Here is an 18769-nt window from a genome sequence, read left to right on the forward strand (position 1 = left end):
CGCGTAGGCTGCCATTGGCGACGGAACGCGGCGGCCCGGGCCTTTTCAGGGGCATTTTTTTAGCCCGGCGACCTGCCCGCCTGTTGCATCCGCGAGCGCATGACATCACACCGGCTTGCTATGATCTCCGCACCGAATTGCCCTGGGAGCTCACGATGCGAATTCAAACCTCATTCCTGTTCGATCTCGACGGCACGCTCGTCGATAGCGTTTATCAGCATGTGCTGGCGTGGAAAGAAGCGCTCGATAGCGAAGGCATTCCGCTGTCGGTCTGGCGAATTCACCGCAAGATCGGCATGAGCGGCGGCCTGTTCACCAATCAGTTGCTGCGCGAAACGCACAAGGAGATCAGTCCGGAACTCCAGGAACGGCTGCGCCAGGCGCACGCCGCTTCGTATCGGCGCTTACGCGATCAGGTCTGTCCGCTGCCGGGGGCACGCGAGTTGCTCGCCGCGCTGACGAAAGCCGGTACGCCTTGGGCAGTGGCAACCAGCGGCCGGATGGAAACCGCGGCGGTCAATCTGGAGGCGCTCGGCGTCGACCCGGCCAAAGCCGTGGTCGTCACACGCGACGACGTCAAATACGCGAAGCCTGACCCGGATCTGTTCATTGCCGCGGCGATCCGGCTCGGCGTGCCGGTCGAGCAAAGCGTGGTGGTCGGCGACAGTATCTGGGACATGCTGGCCGCCAAGCGCTGCCGCGCACTCGGCGTGGGTGTGTTGTCGGGAGGATATGGCACGGAGGAACTGGAACGTGCCGGCGCGTTGCGCGTTTACGACGATCCTGCCGATCTGCTGGAACATCTGGATGAGGTTGCCGCGAGACCCTGACAGGCCCTGATTGGCCCGCGGCAATTTGCTTCTGGACGCAGCAAAAACCACGGTGAGTCGCGTTGAAACGCGCTCACTGGCCCGCTTCGCGGCGACTCTGCTCCGCCACGGTCAGGATCGCTTCGGGCATGACTTCGAGCCGGGCCTTCGGGATCGGCTCGCCGCTGTCGTCGGACAGACCGTAGGTGCCTTCGTCGATCTTCTGCAGCGCGCGTTCTATATCGGCGACGCGGTGGTCGTTCACATCGTGCAGCGACTGGGTGATCTCGTTCTGCGCCATGTCCTGCGCGTCGTCTTCGTATTCTTCGGCTTCGTCGCCGTGCTCCTCGTGAGCCGTGCGCTCGTCCGCAGTGGTGTTCTCTTCACCGCCTAGTAGTTGCCGGCGTAGCGCCATAAGGCGCGTGCGCTGCTGCGCGATGAACTCTTCACTCAAGTCGCTCTGTTGGTCGGCCATAATTCGCTCCCTTGGCTTGATTGCGTTGTCCGGCTTTGTCCGCGTTGCCCGCGTTGGCGTTGCACGCGTGTCGGCTTCTTCAGATTAATGTAGAAACCGGCCTCCTGCCTTTTTGACCCTTCGCGCGGCGTACCGTTTCAACTAATCTATAAGCAGAGAGCGGCTAAAGGAGAACGCAATGCCGGCAAGCGCTGTTTCTTACGGCGAGTTCAAAATCATCGTCCACCCCGAGACAAACAGGCTCGGCGCGTGGGTCACGAGTGTGAGCGTGAGTCACGGCGCGCGAACCGTCGTCGATATTCGTCCGGCGACGATTCAACCCCAATGGCTCACCGAAGAAGAAGCGGCGAGAGATGGGATCGAATGGGGACGCCGGTTCATCGATCGCGAGTTCAATACGCCGCAAGCGCGTTCGTGGGTGTCCGATCGCTCTCACGCGGAAACCTGGTTCCGCGACGCCGAAGAAGCGCGTAGCGGCAAGTTCATTGCGTAGTAGTTGCGTCGGCGCTTGCGCGCCGTTGAAGCCCTGCCCGCACCTATCGCCCACATAGAGAGTAGTGTCTTCAAGCATATCGTCAAAATACGATATATGATTCGTCTTGTAGCGATGCAGATGCATGGGCGCCAACCGGCGTTCCACGCCTGCGTGTTGTTGACAACCATGAAACCGACCCGAACGACACCCGACATCGACGCGATTCACAAAGCGCTGGCCAACCCGTTACGCCGGGAGATTCTCGGCTGGCTGCGGGAACCGTACGCGCATTTCGCCGATCAGGAGTTGCCGCTCGACCACGGCGTATGCGCCGGCAAGATCGACGCCCGCTGCGGTCTGTCGCAGTCCACCGTGTCGGCGCACCTCGCGGCCTTACAGCGCGCGGGGCTCGTCACGTCGAAGCGGGTTGGTCAGTGGGTGTTTTTCAAACGCAATGAGCCCGTCATTCAGGCCTTTCTCGAGCATATGAACGAGCAGCTTTGAGGGCTTCATTCGCGTCAGCACGCTTTTTTCATCACGTATTTTTTAAGGCGGGGCCACAAGCTCGTTGCCGAAGGTGAACTGTTATGCCGACTCTTTTCGATCCGCTGCATATTGGCGATATCACGCTGTCGAACCGCATCATCATGGCGCCGCTGACGCGTCAGCGCGCTGAAGAAATCCGCGTGCCGAACGCGTTGATGGCGCGTTATTACGCCGAGCGCGCGAGCGCCGGCCTGATCATCAGCGAAGCCACCTCGGTCACTCCGCAAGGCGTGGGTTACGCCGACACGCCGGGCATCTGGTCGCAGGAACAGGTTGAAGGCTGGAAGCTCGTCACGAATGCCGTGCATGCCGCCGGCGGCAAGATCTTTTTGCAACTGTGGCACGTTGGCCGTATTTCGGACCCGGTGTTCCTGAACGGCGAATTGCCGGTTGCGCCGAGCGCGATCGCTGCGCAAGGGCATGTGAGCCTGGTGCGTCCGGAACGTCCGTTCGTGACGCCCCGCGCGCTGGAGCTCGACGAAATCGCCGGTCTGGTCGATGCGTACCGCAAGGGCGCCGAGAACGCGAAGACGGCCGGTTTCGACGGCGTTGAAGTGCACGGCGCGAACGGCTATCTGCTCGATCAGTTCCTGCAGGACAGCACGAACCAGCGCACCGACGCCTACGGTGGCCCGATCGAAAACCGCGCGCGTCTGCTGCTCGAAGTCACCGATGCGTGCATCGACGTGTGGGGCGCGAATCGCGTGGGCGTGCACCTTGCGCCGCGCCGCGACGCGCACGACATGGGCGACTCCGATCCGGCCGCTACGTTCGGTTATGTGGCTCGCGAACTCGGCAAGCGCAAGATCGCGTTCATCGCCGCTCGTGAAGCGCTCGGCGACGACCGCCTCGGCCCGCAACTGAAGCAGGCATTCGGCGGCCCATACATCGCGAACGAAAAGTTCACCAAGGAAAGCGCGCAACACGTGCTCGACGCGGGTGAAGCAGACGCGGTGGCCTGGGGCCAACTGTTCATCGCGAATCCGGATCTGGTGCGCCGCTTCGAAACGGATGCGCCGCTGAACCAGCCGAATCCGTCGACGTACTATGCGCGCGGTGAAACCGGGTATGTGGATTATCCGGCGCTGGAAACGGTGGAATGAGCGTTGGAAAAAGCGTTGAAAAAAGTGGGGAAATGAGCGCCTGCTGCATGGCAGCGCGCTCGCTGTAGCAAGCGGTAAAACAACGCGGCGGATGGGACCGGAAAGTAACGGTCACATCCGCCGCGTTTTTCTTTGCGCCGGCCGGCCGCATGCCGGATTCGCACCGACTCACGCCAGATCGCGCCGCATGAACACGCGCTTCGATTCGTCGAGCCCACGCGCGATATGCGCGTCGCGCCGCTCGATCAGATGGGCATCGAGTTCCGCTGCTTCGATATCGCGAAACCCGAGCCGTCGATAGTACGGCGCGTTCCACGGCACCTCGCGATACGTGGACAGAATCAATTGCGTGAGTTGCCGGTCCAATGCGTGTTGCGCGACCTGCTCGATCAACGCCGCGCCGATACGCTGCCCCGCATGCGACGTGAGCACATCGAGCTCCTGAATATAGATGCGTGTGGCTTGCGGCTCGAACATGACGAATCCGACGCGTGTCGCATCGGCATCCACGGCGACGATGATCTCGCGCGCGGCGATCTTGCTCTCGACACGCTCGATATCCATCGGCGGGGCATCGGCAATGCCCGTCAAGCCGACGCTGGCGAAACGCTGGCCCGCTTCGAATTCGATGGCTCGAATCGCGTTCGCATCGGGCGGCGCGGCAAAACGAAAGGTAACGGCGGAAGCTTGTGGCATAAAGGTTTCGCAGGTTTGTTTCAGGTTTTATTTGCGCATGACACTGAGCGATATTGACATCTCTCCAAGGAAATAGACAGGTATCCGCGCCGCCACCGGGCTACACTCCCGAACATCCCAATTTCCCCGCGCCCCGAGATGGATCTGATGCATGTGTTGCAGGTCGCCCTGCACTTCGACCAGCACCTGAGCGGTCTGATCGTGCAATACGGCACCGCCGTTTACGCGATGCTGTTTCTGGTGATATTCGTCGAGATCGGTTTTCTGCCGCTGTTCTTTTTACCCGGCGATCCGCTGATTTTCATTTGCGGCGGACTCGCGGCGACCGGCGCGCTGAACGTCTGGCTCGTGATCCCCGTGCTGTTCGCGGCCACGGTGGCCGGCAGCGTCGTCGACTATGCGATTGGCCGCGCGATCGGTGAAAAGGTTTATACCGCCGACTATCGCTGGCTCGACAAGAACGCGTTGCGCAAGGCGCATGTGTTTTACGAAGCGCGTGGCGGGCTGACGTTTCTGCTGTCGCCGTTCATTGCGGTGGTGCGCACCTTCGCGCCGTTCGTCGCGGGCGTTTCGCGCATGACGTTCGCGCGTTTTCTGTCGTTCGTCAGCGCGGGCGCGGCGCTGTGGATCGTGTCGCTGGTGGCCGCCGGTTATCTGTTCGGCAATGTGCCGCTGGTGCGCGATCATATGAGTTCGATCGTGTTGCTGGGTGTGGGGCTTGGCGTCGGGTCGTTGCTGGTGAGTGCGGTGTGGCGGTTCGTTAATCGGCGCTGGCGCGCCCGCTAGTTTTTGGGCACTGTGGACGTACGATGAAACCTCTAGCCCGCTGCCTGTCGGCAATCGCTTTGACCGTACCCGTTTTCCTCGGCATCACGCAAATCAATGCCCTGCTCGCGTGGCTATACAGCGAGAGCGGGTATCAGGCGCTTGCCCCTCTGTTCCATCTGTTTGGCACAGTCGGCGTAGAAGGCCATGAAAGCGTGATAGCAGGCCTGCTGCTCGCTCTAAGCTTCGCCCTTTCAGCGCTCATCGTGTGGCTCGGCTCCGCTCTCCTAAAGCGCCGGCGGTAGCACCCCATCCCCCACTTCCGCACGCAACGCGCCTAACAAAACCTGCCACCACTCCCCGTGCCGCAATAGAAACACCCGCTCGGGAAAATGATGGCGCGCCACATGGTCCTGCGGCACCGTATCCCAGCCACGATGCTCGACCGTCACCCGTGTCTCGTCGCCCACCGCTTCGAAACGCACCTCGACATGCGTGTGCTGCGCAGCGGAAAAACTCGCCTGCCGCCAGCCGAATGCCAAACGTTCGCCCGGCTCCCACACAGTGATGCGGCCTACCTCGAACACGCTGCCGTCCGGCTGTGTTTCGACCAGACGTCCATGGTCGCCGCCACCCTCCTCAGCCGGTTCGAACGACAACACCCCCGCCCCTTGCGGCGTGAATTGAAACAGCCCGTTAGGCCGCCACCATCGGCCGATATCGCGCGTGAATACCTCGAACGCACGCGACGGCGCAGCGGCAACGCGCAGCGACACCTGCACGCGCGAACTCATCCCTGCGCCTCAACGTGCGCCTCAACGTGCGCCTTGAACGACAACAGTTGCTCCGACCACAATGCCTCGGTCTGCTCGAGCCACGTTTTCAATTCGTTCATCGGCGTCGATCGCAATACATAAAGCCGCACGCGCGCGTCGACGCTGTCGCCGCCGCGCGATTCTTCTATCAACTCACTCGAACGCAGTACGCGCAAGTGCCGGCTCATCGCTTGCGGCGAGAGGCCGGTGGCCTGCGCGAGTTCGCCGGCGCGCATGGGTTGCCGGCTCAACAGATCGACCACGTGACGACGGTTCGGATCGGCCAGCGCGGCCAGCGTGCGATCGAGCGAGACACTCGCGGGCAGTCCCATGCGTTACACCCAGCCTTCGATTTTCAACCCGCTGACACGCTCGGCTTCTTCACGCGACACCTCGTGCACGGTCTGCCCAAAGCTCCAGATATGCCCCTCCGGATCGCGAGCCGCATACACGCGGTCGCCGTAAAACTGATCGGCCAACTCACGCGTAATCACCGCCCCCGCAGCGCGCGAGCGAGCACAGTGCTCGTCGATACCGTCACGTAATTGCACATGCACCGACTGCGTATTCTTGCCGCCGATCGACGCCGGGCTCGCCGCATCTTCCGACCATTCGCGGCAGATCATCACGTAGCTGTCGCCGAAACGCATTTCCGAGTGGGCCAACTGGCCATCGTTGTCCGTAATGACCATCTGCCGCTCGAAGCCAAAGGCTTTTTCGAGCCAGTCGAGCGCGGCAAACGCGTCCTGGTAGTACACCGACGCCCCCAACGAAGGACGTTCAAACGATTCGCTCATGATTGCCTCCTTTGATAAACCCTACGGTTAATATTTCACACTATAGTTAAATAAACCGACAAGGCAAGGACGACATGAGCGATCGCGTTCGGTCATGACAAAGACAAAGGTGAACGTGCAGCGAGGCGTTGTACCCCCTCCTCCTACGGCACAAATACCGTCCGGCAAGCACTATCCGGATGCCCCCAATGCGCGCCCAACTCCGCCAGCGGCACCGTTTGAGTCGTCACCTGCAAGCCGGCAGGCCCCACTGCCGCGAACACCGCTTTCAGCGCCCCGAACAAATGCGCCAAAGGAACGCTGCCAATCCCGCTGCCTACCAACCTGATATCCGCCGAACGCAGCACGGCCGCCGGCAACGCGATCTCCGCGCCGCTAATCGCGCCGATCTGAACGAAGCGCACCGGGTGATCGTCCTCCGATGCTTTCGCCGCCGCGATCAACAACGACCGCGCACTCGCGCCCCACAGATAATCCAGCACCACGTCCACGCTGTCGCGAAACACCGCTTCGAACGCGCGGCTCAGGCTGGCTTCGTCCTGATCGAGCGAAATCGTGTCATCGGCGCCGATGAGCTTGAGCGCTTCCAGCGAAGCAGCATTACGCCCCGTCGCGATGATTCGCGCCGCGCCAAGGTGCTTCGCGATCTGCACGGCCAACCGTCCCGAGGTGCCCGTTGCACCGTTGATCAACACGGTTTCGCCCGCCACGAAACCCGCCCGCTCGACGAGCGCCGCCCACGACGACATGCCCGGAATCGCGATTGCCGCGGCCGTGACGTCGTCGAGCGTATCGGGCAACATAATGCAATGCGTGTCCGCGACGAGGCTGTGTTCCGCCATCGCACCGAACGGCGCCTGCGGCTTGAAGAAATAGACGCGCCGTCCGTCGCTCAGTCGACCGGTGCCGTCCACGCCGGCAACGAACGGAAAGCCGCCCGTCGACGAATAATGCGAGCCCGCCGCCCTGGAACGGGTGACGTGACTGAGCGCGGACGCCGTCACATCGACGACACTCAATCCGCTCGACGCTTCGGGTCGAGCGAAATCCGCGTAGACGGGCGCCTCGCCCGCCGCTTTGACAATGGCTGCTTTCATGATGCTTCCTTGCTGTTAGCCTGGGAGTGTGCTGAAGCTTGGGATTGAAGCGCGCGCTGCCGCACCTGAACCCACTCGCGCAACGCGTGATCGCGAATCTCGAACACGTTGAACAAACCGAGAAGGTGCAACGCAGGCAGCGCATCGACCATATCGGTTTCGGCCTCGGCGTACGCCGCTTCGCTCGCGTTGGGATCGGTCCACACACGCGCATTGGCGAGAAAAGCCGCGACGGTGCCCTTGCGGATCGTCGTACCGCCCATCTCGGTCTGATTGATTGAATCGGGAAGAACCTGTTCAGCTCGCATCGCACTGCACTCCTTGCTGGTCACAATGGAATCCAGTGTAGGCGTGCAAAAGCGGCCAGTCTCCGGTATAAAGGCCAATCAATACGGTATTCAGGCCATGATCCAACCTTTGATTCGCCCGGATCTCGTCACCTCGCCGGCCGGTCCTTTCCTCGCCGCGGCCGAACTGACGCAAACCGAGGCGCGTTCGACGTCCTCGCATAGTCATGCGCGTGGGCAACTGATGGGGGCGTTGAGCGGGCTCGTCTCGGTGGGCCTCGACCGACAGCAATGGGTCGTGCCCGCGATCCACGCCATCTGGATTCCGCCGCATTACGAGCACTCGGTGCGCTCCTATGGACCGTTTTCCGGCTGGAGCGTGTTCATTACCGAGCAGCGCTGCGAGCAACTGCCGCGCGAGCCGCGCGCGATCAAAACCACGCCGTTGCTGCGCGAAGCCGTCCGGCGCGTGGCGAGTTGGCCGGGCGTCGAACTCGACGACGCGCAAACGCGCATCGCGGAGGTCATCGTCGACGAACTCGCGGCGTCGAAAGAGGAATCGCTGGATTTGCCGCGGCCTGACGACGCCAGGCTCGTGCGTCTCACGGACACGCTGGTCGGCGATCTGTCCGACAATCGCCGGCTTGATGAATGGGCCGTGTGGGCGGGTCTTGCGCCACGCACGCTGAGCCGTCGTTTCGTGGCGGAGACCGGTATGACGTTCGCGCAGTGGCGGCAGCAGGCGCGCCTGCTGCGTGCGCTTGAACTTGTCGCGGACGGCATGCCCGTCACGACGATCGCGCTCGAACTCGGCTACGACAACGTCAGCGCGTTTATCGACATGTTTCGCCGCGCGATGGGCACGACACCTGGGCGCTATCTGGCGGCCGAAGCGCGAGAGTCGTCGCCGGGTTAATCAGCATCAGGTGTGTCGGCGAGGTAGTGCGGGAGTGAGCCACGCGGATTCGGCGACTTACCCCGTCAATCATTCATCCGCCTATCAAGCTTATTCAGCCGCCCCACCAGCATAGTTCCGCTGACCGCGCAAACGCTGCACGATACGGCCGAACGCATACCACTGCTGCGCGATCAACCCCGTGCCATACGAACGGCCGGCGCCATGCGGCACGGGCAACTGATCGCGAATGCCGGTCGGCTCGACGGTAGCATTCCAGGAGACAGTGCGGAACATCATGTCCCACCACGGAAACAGCACGCCGAAGTTGCATCCATAACGCGTGCCTTCGTGCCCATACCCCACCGCGTGATGCCGGCGATGAAAAATCGGACTGACGATCACGCGCTCCAGCAGCCATCCATACGGCAAACGCGCATTGACGTGCTGCACGCTCTGCATGAAATTGCCGACGGCGACCAGCACGACGAACTGCGTCGGCTGCACGCCGATAAACAGCGAAATCGCCGCAAAAAACGCGGCCTGGATGATGTCGTCGAGAAAGTGGTTGCGGTCGTCGGCCCACAGCGACATCTGCTGCTGGCTGTGATGCACCGCGTGCAATTCCCACCACACGCCGAAACGGTGCTGCCAGCGGTGATACCAGTAGCCGAAGAAGTCGAGCACGATCAGATAGATCAGGAACGACACCACCGGCTGATCGGTCACGCCGGGCCACAAACTATCGACGTCGATATTCGGCACGTTGTAGATCGCCATCAGGCTTTGCCAGTGATTGAACGCCGGCGTGAGCATGAAAAAGACCGCGATATTGATGATGCCGAGCTTGGCGATCCACGTGTAGATCACGTCGGCGCGCAGCGCCTTGCGATCCTGCCAGGTCTCGATCGGCCGCAACGCTTCGAGCGGCCGCAACGCGGCATACGTCACGACGATTTCGAGCACGCCGATGATCACCCAGTACAGTGCGTCGTACGTGTCTTCGTCATAGCCCATCAAGCCGAACTTGAAGAAGAACGGCTGCACGACGTCGACATACAGCAGCGTTTGCAGCGCCGAGATGCCGTTGTCGAGCAGCGCGAGGATGTCGTGAATCATCGAAAAACCTCTGGAAAACAGGTGCTGTAATGAAAGCGGAAGCTTAACGCCTCAGTGGGCCTCCAGCCTCAATCCGGATTCGGCGCGGTGACCGGCGCGCGATTCGCGAAATACAGGCCATGCGGCGAACGTCCGACAGCAATCGTGTCGATAAGTTTTCGCGTCGTCAGATCAATAATGCCCACGTGCTTCGCAAAACGGAACGTCACCCACAGGTAGCGGCGATCGGCGGACAACTCCATGTCGTCGGGTCCGGGCATCAGACCGGTAATGTCGCCCACTTTCGTCAGCGTGTTGTAATCGAGAATGCTGATCGTGCTCTCCACGCGGTTCGACACCGCGATGTGCTGACCGTCGTCGAGATTGCGGAAATTGTGCGCGCCACGGCCGGTCGGGATCTTTTTCACGAGCTGCTGCTTGTGCCAGTCGACCACGGCCACGTCGTCTTCACCCGTCATACCGATCAAAAGATAGCGATCGCCGGGCGTCATCCACAAACCGGCCGGCGTGTTGCCGATATGCAGCTTCCACAGCACCGTTTGCGTCGCGAGATCGATCGCGGCGACTTCGCCGGTGTCCTGCAGCGTAACGAACACCGTGCGGCTATCCGACGAAAACGTCATGTGGCTCGGCGTTTTCGACAGCGGCACGCGCTTCGCGAGCGACACGTTCTGACCGTCGTAGCGATACACATCAACGCGATCCAGCCGCAAACCGGCCGTCACAAACCACTTGTGATCGGGCGAAAAGCCCAGTTGATACGGGTCTTCGATATCTTCGACGCGGCGCTGCACTTTGCCCGTGTGCGGGTCGAGAAACATCAGGTCGTTGGACACCGAATCGGCCACGATCAGCGAGCGGCCGTCGGGCGTGATCATCAGATGGTGCGGCTCCTTGCCGGTCGGCTCGGTGCCGATCACCTGGTGGGTGGCTTCGTCGACGAGCGAGAGTTTCGCTTCGCCGGAATCGAGCACGATGACGTTGTCCGCGGCCTGCGCGAACCCGCTCGCGAACAGGCCGCACAGCAGCGCGGCGCGCACGCCTGCTTTGGAAATCGTCGTGATCGTTGAAAGAGGAAATGACATGTGATGAATTTCGCGCGCGAAAAAGAACCGATGGGAATGAGGGGCAGACTGGCGAGCGTCGGAGTGACAACGACGGCAAGCACGGCTGCCCCTTCATAACGTGACAACCCGGCTCGCCGATGACACGAATCGGACATTCGCCACAGGAAACACCGGAAAAAATGCCGGACGTTACGCTGTCATTCATTTGACTTAAGCCCAGCTTACATTCACGGCTCAAACTTAATCCCAAAGAGGACACAATCCGTGAACCACTCCTACCGCATCGCGGCGGTCGGCTGCTGTCTGGCCGTTTCCGTCTGTCAGTCGAACACCAGTTTCGCCGCCTCAGAAGCTTCTTCCTCTTCTTCCGTCACGCTGTACGGCATCATCGACACCGGTGTCGAATTTCTCAACAATGCTTCGGCCACCAAGGGCCAGACGCACGACGTCACGCGCCTGACCTCCGGCAATCTGTCGGGCTCGCGCTGGGGCCTGACCGGCACCGAAGATCTCGGCGGCGGCGCGAAGACCTTCTTCCGGCTGGAAAGCGGCTTCAACGTCGACAGCGGCGCACTGCTGCAAGGCGGCCGCGAATTCGGCCGGCTCGCGTACGTGGGCCTGTCGGACACCACTTACGGCTCGCTGTCGCTGGGTCGTCAAGGCGGCCTGTTCCTCGACTGGATGAGCCTCTACAACCCGCTCGGCAACGCGGTCTACGCGATCAAGATGCAGGACCCGGCGTTCTCCGACCGGCTCGACAACACGGTCCGCTATGAACATCATTTCGGCCCGGTCACCGCGCTCGTCCAGTACAGCCTCGGTTACGACAATGTCACGTACGGCGCGCAACCGGCGGGCGACACACGCAACGCGCGCGTGATCGAAGCCGGCCTGCGCTACAAGAGCGGCCCGCTCAGCGCCGCCATCGCGTACGACCAGAAAAACGGCGGCAGCACCAGTCCGACCGCAGCGCACACCACCAAGGCAGGCGGTTACGAAGGCAACGTCGACCGGCGTATCGGCGTCGGCGTGCGCTATGCGCTGGCTTCCACGGATCTGTTCGGCGGCTACCGCTACCTGAATTCGAAAGCGATCCACCTGAGCACGCTCTCCACCGGACCGGTCGAAGCGACCAGCCTCTACTGGCTCGGCGCGACCTACCACGCGAGCGCCGCGCTGAACCTGTCGAGCACGGCGATGTACCAGAACTTCTATGGCACGTCGCGCGATCCGTGGTCGTTCCAGGTCGACGCGGATTACTTCCTGTCCAAGCGCACCGATCTGTACCTGAACCTCGCGTATGCGCTGAACCGCAACGGCTCGAATCTCGGCCTGAACGGTTTCGCCACGGACGTGGTGGCAGGCAAGAACCAGGTCGGCCTGATGGCCGGCATTCGCCACACGTTCTGAGGACGGCAGGATGGATAGCGCGAGCGTATCGATCCGCGTGCGCGGACTTCGTCAGACTTTCGGCGCGCAGGCCGTACTCGACGGCGTCGATCTCGACGTGCCGGCGGGCACCACGCTCGCGCTGCTCGGACCGTCCGGCTGCGGCAAGAGCACGCTGCTCAAGCTGCTGGCCGGGCTGCTGAAACCGGACGCGGGCCGCGTGATGTTCGGCGACGAAACCGTCGCCGATGCGGCGACCTGTGTGCCGCCCGAGTCGCGTGGTCTTGGCATGGTGTTTCAGGACTATGCGCTGTGGCCGCATATGACGGTGGCCGGCAACGTGTCGTTTCCGCTGGAAATGCGCGGCGTCGGCCGGCGCGAACGCGGCGAGCGGGTCGCCGCGGCGCTCGCGCGCGTGGGTCTCGACGGGATGGGCGCGCGGCGTCCGTCGGCGTTGTCGGGCGGCCAGCAGCAGCGCATCGCGCTGGCCCGCGCGATCGTCGCCGAGCCGCGCATCCTGCTGTTCGACGAGCCGCTGTCGAATCTCGACAGCCAGTTGCGCGCGAATCTGTGCGACGAGATTGGCGGCCTGCTCGCGCAACTCGGCACCACCGCGGTGTACGTGACCCACGAGCGCAAGGAAGCCGAAGCCCTCGCCCATACGATCGTCACGCTCGCACACGGGCGCGTGGAAAGCGTCCTTCACCGGTAAAGGAATCGCTACAATGTTCAAGTCAATTTTCTTCGTTATTCTCACCATGTCGTTGACCCTCGGGCTGGGCACTGCCTCAGCCGAAGCTGCTTCTATTACCGTCTATACCGCTGGACCTGGCAACCTCAGCAAGAAACTGGCGCTCGGTTTCGAACGCAAGACGGGCGTCAAGGTCGATCTGTTCCAGGCCACCACCGGCAAGGTGATGGCGCGTCTCGAAGCCGAGGCGAGCAATCCGCATGCGGACGTGTTGATCTCCGCTTCGTGGGACACCGCGCAGGACCTGGAAAAACGCGGCTGGCTGCTCGACTATCAGAGCCCGAATGCCGCGCACGTATCGCCCATGTTCAAAGGCCCCGCGTATGTCGCGCAAGGCATCTCCGCGCTTGGTATCGTGTGGAATACGCGCACCGGCAAGCCGGAGCCGCACGACTGGCGCGATCTCGCGGCACCCGCCTATCGCAATCAGGTGACCACGCCGAATCCGGCGCTCTCGGGTGCGTCGCTCGATCTGCTGCTCGGCTTGCAGGATCGCCTGGGTGAATCCGCGTGGTCACTCTTCGACAGCCTGCACAAGAACGGCATGGTCGTGCTCGGTCCGAATGCGCAGGCCATCAACCCCGTGTTGCAAGGCGCGAAGTCGGCGGTATTCGGCGCGGTCGATTACGTGGCGTACGGCGCGGCCTCGAACGGCGAATCGGTCAAGGTGATCTTTCCGAGCAGCGGCACGGTGATCGCGCCGCGCCCCATGATGATCCTCAAGACCTCGCACGTGCAGAACGAAGCACGCGCGTTCATCGACTACGTGTTGTCCGACGAAGGTCAGAAGCTGGTCGCCGACGCATGGCTGATTCCGGCGCGCGACGATATCGCCGGCACCCGTCCGCCGCTGAAAGATCTGAAGCTGCTGCCGCAGGACGACGGCTCGAACACCAAGACGCGTGCCGAAGTGCTCGCGCGTTTCAATGCGCTGTTCGGCGATCACTAATGGCCCGCGTGATGTTGCGCGCCGCGCCGCCCAGCGGTGCGCCGCGCGGCGGTTCGGCCTGGCTGCTGACGCCGCTGCTCGCCGCGCTCGCCGTGCTGATCGCGTTGCCGATCGGCTTCGTCGTGTTGCAGGCGATCTTTCCGTTGCTCAACCGCGGCTCGTTCGCGCATCCGTTTAGCGCATTCGGCGCGGCGCTGGTGCGCGACGATACCCTCCCCTTGCTCGGCAATACGGTGCGCTTCGGCGTGAGCGTCGCATTCGCCAGCGTGGCGCTCGGTTTGCCGCTTGGCGTCGTGCGTGGTTTGTTCCGGCTGCCGGGCGCGCGTCTGTGGGATCTGCTGTTTCTCGCGCCGTTTCTGATTCCACCGTACCTCGCGGCGTTCGGCTGGATTTTGCTGCTGCAACCGAGCGGCTATCTCGAACAGTTGACCGGCGTGAATCTCGGCCGCTTTCTGTTCTCATTCAACGGCGTGGTCGCGGCCATGACGCTCGGCGTGTTTCCGGTCGTCTACTTTTCGGTGTCGCGCACGCTGGCCGCGTTGGGCGGACGCCTCGCCGACGTGGCGCGCGTGTTCGGCGCGGACCCGTGGCGCAGTTTCGCGCGCATCACGTTGCCGTTGATGCTGCCCGCCATCGCCGCCAGCGCATTGCTGACCTTCACGATGGCGATCGAAGAATTCGGCGTGCCGTCCGCGCTCGGTTCGCGTGCCGGTTTCAGTTTGATGGTGACGTCGATCGAAGAACGCTTCTCCGACTGGCCGATCGATCTGCCCGGCGCTTCGGTACTCGCGCTGCTGCTTGCGTTGCTCGCATTAGCGGCCTTTATGCTGCAACGGCGGGTACTCGCCGGCCGCGACTTCGAAACGCAGACCGGCAAACCCACCGCAACGTTGCGGCGCGAATTGGGCCGCTGGCGTTGGCCGGTGCTTTCGATGTTCGGCTTCGTTGCGCTATGCGCGGCGATCGCGCCGTTGTTCGCGATCGTCACGACGGCGTTTTCGCGCACGCTGTCGGGTGGTTTCGCGATCAACAACCTCACGCTCGCGCACTTCAAGGCGCTTTCCGCAGGCAGCGACGGCGCGAGCGCGCTCGGCACGAGTCTCGCGCTTGCCGCCGCGACGGCTTTAGTGACGGGTGCATTGGGTTTTCTCAGCGCATGGGTCGTCGTGAAAACGCGCCTGCGGGGCCGTGCCGCGCTCGACGCGTTGACGCTGCTGCCGCATGCGTTGCCCGGCATTGTCGTCGGCGTGGGGTTGATTCTGGCGTGGAATCTGCCGATCTGGCCCGTCACGCCGTACAACACGTGGGGCATTCTGCTGCTGTCGTACAGTTGCCTGCTGTTGCCGTATCCGATTCGTTATACGAGCGCGGCGTTGCGTCAACTCGGTTCGGGACTCGAAGCCGCGGCGCGCGTGCATGGCGCGTCGAGCGCACGCGTGTTGCTGAGGATCGTATTGCCGCTGGTTGCGCCGGCGTTGATATCGTCCGTAATGATCGTGTTCGCGGTCGCTTCGCGTGAGCTGGTGACGTCGTTGCTACTCGCGCCGAGCGGCGTGCAGACCGCGTCGATTTTTATCTGGCAGCAGTTCGAGCAAGGCTCGATCGGCGACGGAATGGCGATGGGCACCGTGACCCTGTTGATCAGCGGCGCGTTGCTCGGTTGCGGCGCACGCTGGGCGAAACGTTTCGACGACGCAGCTTGAATGTGATTAGAGGCGAGTGCAATGAGTTGATCAGTTTCACTGCACTCGCCTGGGTTCTGCGCTAATGCCGTGGCCTTTGCATTAACGCAGAACCGCCCTACCGTCCTACCACCTTACTGCCCGCAGAACGTCGGCTGATACTTGTACACCCACGCGGTCTTCGTCGAACTCGGCGATTGCACCCAGTTCGTCATGCCCTGAATCACGCTGAATATGAGTTGCGAACGCGAAGTCACCTTGTCGGTGAAAACACCGTCGCTGTTCACGTCGACCTCGAAAGAAATCTCGGCCAGCGCGGGCGTCGTCGACCCGTTCGCGTACCAGACCGTCATCGTGAAGTCGGCATCTTCCTGACCGAGATCGCTGACCGCGCCGTCGTACGTGACTTCATGAATCGACAGGCCGCTCACCGGCACCAGCGTTTGAGTGCTGATGCTGTCGAACACGTGCGTGGTCGGGAACAGGTCCTTGATGTCGCTCAGATGATTGATGTTCTTCGAGTCCGACAGCGGTTCGTTGGTGGAATGCGAATAGGTCTGGTTCGACGGCGGCGTGATGTCGTCTTCGAGTTTGCTCTTCGCCTTCGATGAGCTGCCGCTCACGTCGGTATTCGCTGAGGTCGTCTGGTTCGGCGAGCCGAATTTCAGTTCGATATTGCGGCCACTGCTGTCGTCGCGTTCGCGCATCGAATAGCCGGCCTGCTTCACCGCGCAAGTGCCCGGCGAATCGTAGTACAGCACGGTGCGATCGTTGTCGGCCGCGAAGCTGCCGGTGACCGTACGATCGAAGCCGTTCGCCGCGAGACTCGCTTGCAGGTCGGTGAGAAAGCGATTGGCCGCATCCGCCGGCTGGCTCGCGAAACTCGCGGGGTTGAGCAGTACTTTGTATTCACGACTGCCCACCGACGGTGTGCCCGCGTGAGCGACGCTGCTTGCGCATAGCAAGGCAACGGTTCCTGCATGATGCCATCTGATCTTTGTCATTTCGGTTCTCATGGATTGAAAGGGTACAGCCCCTCCAATCTACGAGTACCGAGTGACAACGCAGTGAAGCGAAGCGATTCAGAATCCGATTCCGTGAGACCGGTTCGCGTTGCAGCGAGCCGGCGTTTACCTCACTGTCGCGTCGCGCTCCGATCCGAACGGCGCTCCACGAAACGCCTCACGTAATCGTCCGCCGGACGCGTCAGAATTTCGTCGGGCGTACCCTGCTGCACCAGCTTGCCGTCCCGCAGAATCGCGATGCGATTGCCGATCCGCAGCGCCTCGTCGAGATCGTGCGTGATAAACACAATCGTCTTCTTCAGCGTGGCCTGCAATTGCAGCAACTGATCCTGCATTTCCGTGCGAATCAGCGGGTCGAGTGCGGAGAACGCTTCGTCCATCAGCAATACGTCCGTATCCGCGGCGAGCGCACGGGCGAGGCCGACACGTTGACGCATACCACCGGACAACTCGTCGGGATAGTGTTCGTCGTACCCGTTCAAGCCCACTTTGCCGAGCCACACGCGCGCCTTGTCGTTGGCCTGCGTGCGGCTCTCACCGCGTACGCGCAATGCGTACGCGGTATTGTCGAGCACGGTTTGATGCGGCAGCAGCCCGAAGTTCTGGAACACCATGCTGACCTTGTAGCGGCGCAGTTCGCGCAAGCCCTGCGCGCCGAGCTTGATGACGTCGGACCCGTCGATCACGATCTCGCCCGCGGTCGGTTCGATCAGCCGGTTGAAGTGGCGCACCAGCGTCGACTTGCCGGAGCCGGAAAGGCCCATGATTACGAAAATTTCGCCCGAACCGATGTTCAGACTGACGTCGTTGAGACCGACATTGCAGCCGGTTTGCGCGAGCACGTCGGCTTTGCCTTTACCGCCGCGCAATAGATCCAGCACACGCGCGTGACTCGTGGGCGGCCCGAACAGCTTGTACACGTGTTTGACTTCGATCGCTGCCATCTCGCTCTCCTGGTGCTTTGCTCTGAATGGACTATTCGGCTATTGGGCTATCGGCTACGGCACTTACTTCGCCACGCGGGTTTCGAGTCCGCTTTCCGCCGCGCCCTGCTCGTTCGCCTCCGCGCCACTCACGCGATAAGGAATCCGCGAGGCCGCTTTCGCCTTTTTGCGCTGCGTGAACAGACGCCGCGTGCGACGGTCCTGCCCATAGCCCTGACTGATACGGTCGATCACGATCGCGAGAATCACAATGGCAATGCCGGCCTGCATACCCTTGCCCACGTCGAGCGTCTGAATCCCGGCGAGCACGTCTTCGCCGAGACCGCGCGAGCCGATCATGGAGGCGATCACCACCATGGAAAGCGCCATCATCGTGGTCTGGTTGATGCCGGCCATGATGCTCGGGCGCGCCAGCGGCAACTGCACGTTGACCAGCAATTGCCAGCGCGTGGTGCCGAAGGCGCGCGCCGCCTCGACCACTTCGCCATCCACGTGACGAATGCCGAGATCGGTCAGGCGAATCAGCGGCGGCAACGCGTAGATGATCGTCGCGAGAATCGCCGGCACCTTGCCGAGACCGAACAGCATCAGCACCGGGATCAGGTAGACGAAACTGGGCAGCGTCTGCATTACGTCGAGCGTGGGCAATAACACGCGACGCAGCCACGCGCTGCGCGAAGTCAGAATGCCGAGCGGCACGCCGAACGACACCGATAGCACGGTGGCCACCAGCATCAACGCGAGCGTCTGCATCAGCTTTTCCCACAGCCCGAAGCAACCGATCGCATACAGCAGCAAGATAAAGAACCCGGCGATGGTCAATCGCCGGGTCGCATTCCACGTGATCGCGCCGACCGCAAGCAGGATCAGCCACGGCGGCAACGCGCGCAGCGCGCCTTCGAGCGGCACCAGCACATAGCGCAACACGGTAATGCTGAACTGATGAAAACCGTCGCCGTAGCGGGTCACGAACGATTGCACGGCGTCGTTCACCCAGTCGGCAATCGAAAGATGCAGAAAAAACGAATTCATGATCAAGCCTCCACGGCAAATGGACAGCGGGTCAGCTCGCTCTCGCATCTG

23 protein-coding genes are annotated in these 18769 nt (G+C 62.2%); 11 read left to right on the forward strand and 12 right to left on the reverse strand.

Annotation, left to right across the window (positions count from 1 at the left end):
- Positions 1-155 precede the first annotated feature (155 nt).
- The gene (locus HWY05_RS19125) at positions 156-830 is read left to right on the forward strand and encodes an HAD family hydrolase (RefSeq protein ID WP_035556331.1); all 675 of its coding nucleotides are present in this window, start codon (positions 156-158) and stop codon (positions 828-830) included.
- 73 nt (positions 831-903) lie between these two features.
- Here HWY05_RS19125 and HWY05_RS19130 read toward each other — a convergent pair whose 3' ends face one another.
- Positions 904-1284, reverse strand: coding sequence for a TraR/DksA family transcriptional regulator (locus HWY05_RS19130; protein WP_035556328.1), 381 nt, complete (start codon positions 1282-1284; stop codon positions 904-906).
- A 178-nt stretch (positions 1285-1462) separates the two neighbouring features.
- Here HWY05_RS19130 and HWY05_RS19135 point away from each other — a divergent pair, with 178 nt between their 5' ends.
- From HWY05_RS19135 to HWY05_RS19145, 3 genes are all read left to right on the forward strand, one after another.
- The gene (locus HWY05_RS19135) at positions 1463-1777 is read left to right on the forward strand and encodes a DUF6566 family protein (protein ID WP_176059234.1); all 315 of its coding nucleotides are present in this window, start codon (positions 1463-1465) and stop codon (positions 1775-1777) included.
- A gap of 168 nt (positions 1778-1945) precedes the next feature.
- Positions 1946-2263, forward strand: a complete 318-nt coding sequence (locus tag HWY05_RS19140; RefSeq protein WP_035562994.1) for a helix-turn-helix transcriptional regulator — start codon at positions 1946-1948, stop codon at positions 2261-2263.
- A gap of 83 nt (positions 2264-2346) precedes the next feature.
- On the forward strand, positions 2347-3408 hold the full coding sequence (locus HWY05_RS19145) for an alkene reductase (protein WP_035556325.1): 1062 nt from the start codon (positions 2347-2349) through the stop codon (positions 3406-3408).
- A gap of 168 nt (positions 3409-3576) precedes the next feature.
- On the opposite strand, the gene HWY05_RS19150 is transcribed toward HWY05_RS19145, so the two are convergent.
- Positions 3577-4104, reverse strand: coding sequence for a GNAT family N-acetyltransferase (locus tag HWY05_RS19150; protein ID WP_176059235.1), 528 nt, complete (start codon positions 4102-4104; stop codon positions 3577-3579).
- A 138-nt stretch (positions 4105-4242) separates the two neighbouring features.
- Between HWY05_RS19150 and HWY05_RS19155 the strand changes: the two genes are divergently transcribed.
- Entirely contained in the window at positions 4243-4890 is a 648-nt protein-coding gene (locus HWY05_RS19155) for a VTT domain-containing protein (RefSeq protein WP_035556322.1), read from the forward strand.
- 23 nt (positions 4891-4913) lie between these two features.
- The gene (locus HWY05_RS19160) at positions 4914-5174 is read left to right on the forward strand and encodes a hypothetical protein (protein ID WP_176059236.1); all 261 of its coding nucleotides are present in this window, start codon (positions 4914-4916) and stop codon (positions 5172-5174) included.
- Here the strand turns inward: HWY05_RS19160 and HWY05_RS19165 are convergent.
- From HWY05_RS19165 to HWY05_RS19185, 5 genes are all read right to left on the reverse strand, one after another.
- Entirely contained in the window at positions 5157-5663 is a 507-nt protein-coding gene (locus HWY05_RS19165) for an SRPBCC family protein (RefSeq protein WP_176059237.1), read from the reverse strand. The genes HWY05_RS19160 and HWY05_RS19165 overlap by 18 nt on opposite strands.
- Positions 5660-6016 carry a metalloregulator ArsR/SmtB family transcription factor gene (locus HWY05_RS19170; RefSeq protein WP_035556317.1) on the reverse strand — a complete coding sequence of 119 codons (357 nt, stop codon included), beginning with the start codon at positions 6014-6016 and terminating at the stop codon, positions 5660-5662. Before HWY05_RS19170 ends, HWY05_RS19165 begins: the two co-directional genes overlap by 4 nt.
- 3 nt (positions 6017-6019) lie before the next feature.
- Entirely contained in the window at positions 6020-6481 is a 462-nt protein-coding gene (locus HWY05_RS19175) for a VOC family protein (RefSeq protein WP_035556315.1), read from the reverse strand.
- Positions 6482-6624: 143 nt separating this feature from the next.
- Positions 6625-7578 carry a zinc-binding alcohol dehydrogenase family protein gene (locus HWY05_RS19180; RefSeq protein ID WP_176059238.1) on the reverse strand — a complete coding sequence of 318 codons (954 nt, stop codon included), beginning with the start codon at positions 7576-7578 and terminating at the stop codon, positions 6625-6627.
- Positions 7575-7886, reverse strand: coding sequence for a hypothetical protein (locus tag HWY05_RS19185; protein ID WP_244133358.1), 312 nt, complete (start codon positions 7884-7886; stop codon positions 7575-7577). The genes HWY05_RS19180 and HWY05_RS19185 overlap by 4 nt, the downstream gene beginning before the upstream one ends.
- A 97-nt stretch (positions 7887-7983) precedes the next feature.
- Between HWY05_RS19185 and HWY05_RS19190 the strand changes: the two genes are divergently transcribed.
- Positions 7984-8781, forward strand: a complete 798-nt coding sequence (locus tag HWY05_RS19190; RefSeq protein WP_176059239.1) for a helix-turn-helix transcriptional regulator — start codon at positions 7984-7986, stop codon at positions 8779-8781.
- A gap of 90 nt (positions 8782-8871) precedes the next feature.
- Here HWY05_RS19190 and HWY05_RS19195 read toward each other — a convergent pair whose 3' ends face one another.
- Together HWY05_RS19195 and HWY05_RS19200 are read right to left on the reverse strand one after the other, a co-directional pair.
- Entirely contained in the window at positions 8872-9879 is a 1008-nt protein-coding gene (locus HWY05_RS19195) for a sterol desaturase family protein (RefSeq protein ID WP_176059240.1), read from the reverse strand.
- 68 nt (positions 9880-9947) lie between these two features.
- Entirely contained in the window at positions 9948-10964 is a 1017-nt protein-coding gene (locus HWY05_RS19200) for a beta-propeller fold lactonase family protein (protein ID WP_035562989.1), read from the reverse strand.
- Positions 10965-11210: 246 nt separating this feature from the next.
- Between HWY05_RS19200 and HWY05_RS19205 the strand changes: the two genes are divergently transcribed.
- From HWY05_RS19205 to HWY05_RS19220, 4 genes are read left to right on the forward strand one after another with little or no spacing between them, the layout of a single operon-like run.
- Entirely contained in the window at positions 11211-12356 is a 1146-nt protein-coding gene (locus tag HWY05_RS19205; protein WP_035556305.1) for a porin, read from the forward strand.
- Positions 12357-12366: 10 nt separating this feature from the next.
- Positions 12367-13047, forward strand: a complete 681-nt coding sequence (locus HWY05_RS19210; RefSeq protein ID WP_176059241.1) for an ABC transporter ATP-binding protein — start codon at positions 12367-12369, stop codon at positions 13045-13047.
- A 13-nt stretch (positions 13048-13060) separates the two neighbouring features.
- Positions 13061-14035: an ABC transporter substrate-binding protein gene (locus tag HWY05_RS19215; RefSeq protein WP_176059242.1), complete on the forward strand. Its 975-nt coding sequence runs from the start codon at positions 13061-13063 to the stop codon at positions 14033-14035.
- The gene (locus HWY05_RS19220; protein ID WP_176059243.1) at positions 14035-15738 is read left to right on the forward strand and encodes an iron ABC transporter permease; all 1704 of its coding nucleotides are present in this window, start codon (positions 14035-14037) and stop codon (positions 15736-15738) included. The genes HWY05_RS19215 and HWY05_RS19220 overlap by 1 nt, the downstream gene beginning before the upstream one ends.
- Before the next feature lie 113 nt (positions 15739-15851).
- Here HWY05_RS19220 and HWY05_RS19225 read toward each other — a convergent pair whose 3' ends face one another.
- The 3 genes from HWY05_RS19225 to HWY05_RS19235 form a co-directional block, all read right to left on the reverse strand.
- Complete coding sequence (locus HWY05_RS19225) at positions 15852-16721, reverse strand: hypothetical protein (protein WP_176059244.1); 870 nt, start codon at positions 16719-16721, stop codon at positions 15852-15854.
- A gap of 131 nt (positions 16722-16852) precedes the next feature.
- On the reverse strand, positions 16853-17686 hold the full coding sequence (locus HWY05_RS19230; RefSeq protein ID WP_176059245.1) for a betaine/proline/choline family ABC transporter ATP-binding protein: 834 nt from the start codon (positions 17684-17686) through the stop codon (positions 16853-16855).
- Between the two features lie 63 nt (positions 17687-17749).
- Positions 17750-18718: a proline/glycine betaine ABC transporter permease gene (locus HWY05_RS19235; protein ID WP_176059246.1), complete on the reverse strand. Its 969-nt coding sequence runs from the start codon at positions 18716-18718 to the stop codon at positions 17750-17752.
- Between the last annotated feature and the right edge of the window lie 51 nt (positions 18719-18769).

The organism is Paraburkholderia sp. BCC1876, from assembly GCF_902833695.1.
Taxonomy (GTDB): Bacteria; Pseudomonadota; Gammaproteobacteria; order Burkholderiales; family Burkholderiaceae; genus Paraburkholderia.

Bases quoted from the DNA above. Each gene is read 5' to 3' on its own strand.
- HWY05_RS19175 (WP_035556315.1), bottom strand. From the start codon at position 6,481: ATGAGCGAATCGTTTGAACGTCCTTCGTTGGGGGCGTCGGTGTACTAC.
- HWY05_RS19130 (WP_035556328.1), bottom strand. From the start codon at position 1,284: ATGGCCGACCAACAGAGCGACTTGAGTGAAGAGTTCATCGCGCAGCAG.
- HWY05_RS19190 (WP_176059239.1), top strand. From the start codon at position 7,984: ATGATCCAACCTTTGATTCGCCCGGATCTCGTCACCTCGCCGGCCGGT.
- HWY05_RS19230 (WP_176059245.1), bottom strand. From the start codon at position 17,686: ATGGCAGCGATCGAAGTCAAACACGTGTACAAGCTGTTCGGGCCGCCC.
- HWY05_RS19225 (WP_176059244.1), bottom strand. From the start codon at position 16,721: ATGACAAAGATCAGATGGCATCATGCAGGAACCGTTGCCTTGCTATGC.
- HWY05_RS19155 (WP_035556322.1), top strand. From the start codon at position 4,243: ATGGATCTGATGCATGTGTTGCAGGTCGCCCTGCACTTCGACCAGCAC.
- HWY05_RS19170 (WP_035556317.1), bottom strand. From the start codon at position 6,016: ATGGGACTGCCCGCGAGTGTCTCGCTCGATCGCACGCTGGCCGCGCTG.
- HWY05_RS19210 (WP_176059241.1), top strand. From the start codon at position 12,367: ATGGATAGCGCGAGCGTATCGATCCGCGTGCGCGGACTTCGTCAGACT.
- HWY05_RS19125 (WP_035556331.1), top strand. From the start codon at position 156: ATGCGAATTCAAACCTCATTCCTGTTCGATCTCGACGGCACGCTCGTC.
- HWY05_RS19180 (WP_176059238.1), bottom strand. From the start codon at position 7,578: ATGAAAGCAGCCATTGTCAAAGCGGCGGGCGAGGCGCCCGTCTACGCG.
- HWY05_RS19165 (WP_176059237.1), bottom strand. From the start codon at position 5,663: ATGAGTTCGCGCGTGCAGGTGTCGCTGCGCGTTGCCGCTGCGCCGTCG.
- HWY05_RS19220 (WP_176059243.1), top strand. From the start codon at position 14,035: ATGGCCCGCGTGATGTTGCGCGCCGCGCCGCCCAGCGGTGCGCCGCGC.
- HWY05_RS19185 (WP_244133358.1), bottom strand. From the start codon at position 7,886: ATGCGAGCTGAACAGGTTCTTCCCGATTCAATCAATCAGACCGAGATG.
- HWY05_RS19145 (WP_035556325.1), top strand. From the start codon at position 2,347: ATGCCGACTCTTTTCGATCCGCTGCATATTGGCGATATCACGCTGTCG.
- HWY05_RS19215 (WP_176059242.1), top strand. From the start codon at position 13,061: ATGTTCAAGTCAATTTTCTTCGTTATTCTCACCATGTCGTTGACCCTC.
- HWY05_RS19140 (WP_035562994.1), top strand. From the start codon at position 1,946: ATGAAACCGACCCGAACGACACCCGACATCGACGCGATTCACAAAGCG.
- HWY05_RS19150 (WP_176059235.1), bottom strand. From the start codon at position 4,104: ATGCCACAAGCTTCCGCCGTTACCTTTCGTTTTGCCGCGCCGCCCGAT.
- HWY05_RS19235 (WP_176059246.1), bottom strand. From the start codon at position 18,718: ATGAATTCGTTTTTTCTGCATCTTTCGATTGCCGACTGGGTGAACGAC.
- HWY05_RS19200 (WP_035562989.1), bottom strand. From the start codon at position 10,964: ATGTCATTTCCTCTTTCAACGATCACGACGATTTCCAAAGCAGGCGTG.
- HWY05_RS19160 (WP_176059236.1), top strand. From the start codon at position 4,914: ATGAAACCTCTAGCCCGCTGCCTGTCGGCAATCGCTTTGACCGTACCC.
- HWY05_RS19195 (WP_176059240.1), bottom strand. From the start codon at position 9,879: ATGATTCACGACATCCTCGCGCTGCTCGACAACGGCATCTCGGCGCTG.
- HWY05_RS19135 (WP_176059234.1), top strand. From the start codon at position 1,463: ATGCCGGCAAGCGCTGTTTCTTACGGCGAGTTCAAAATCATCGTCCAC.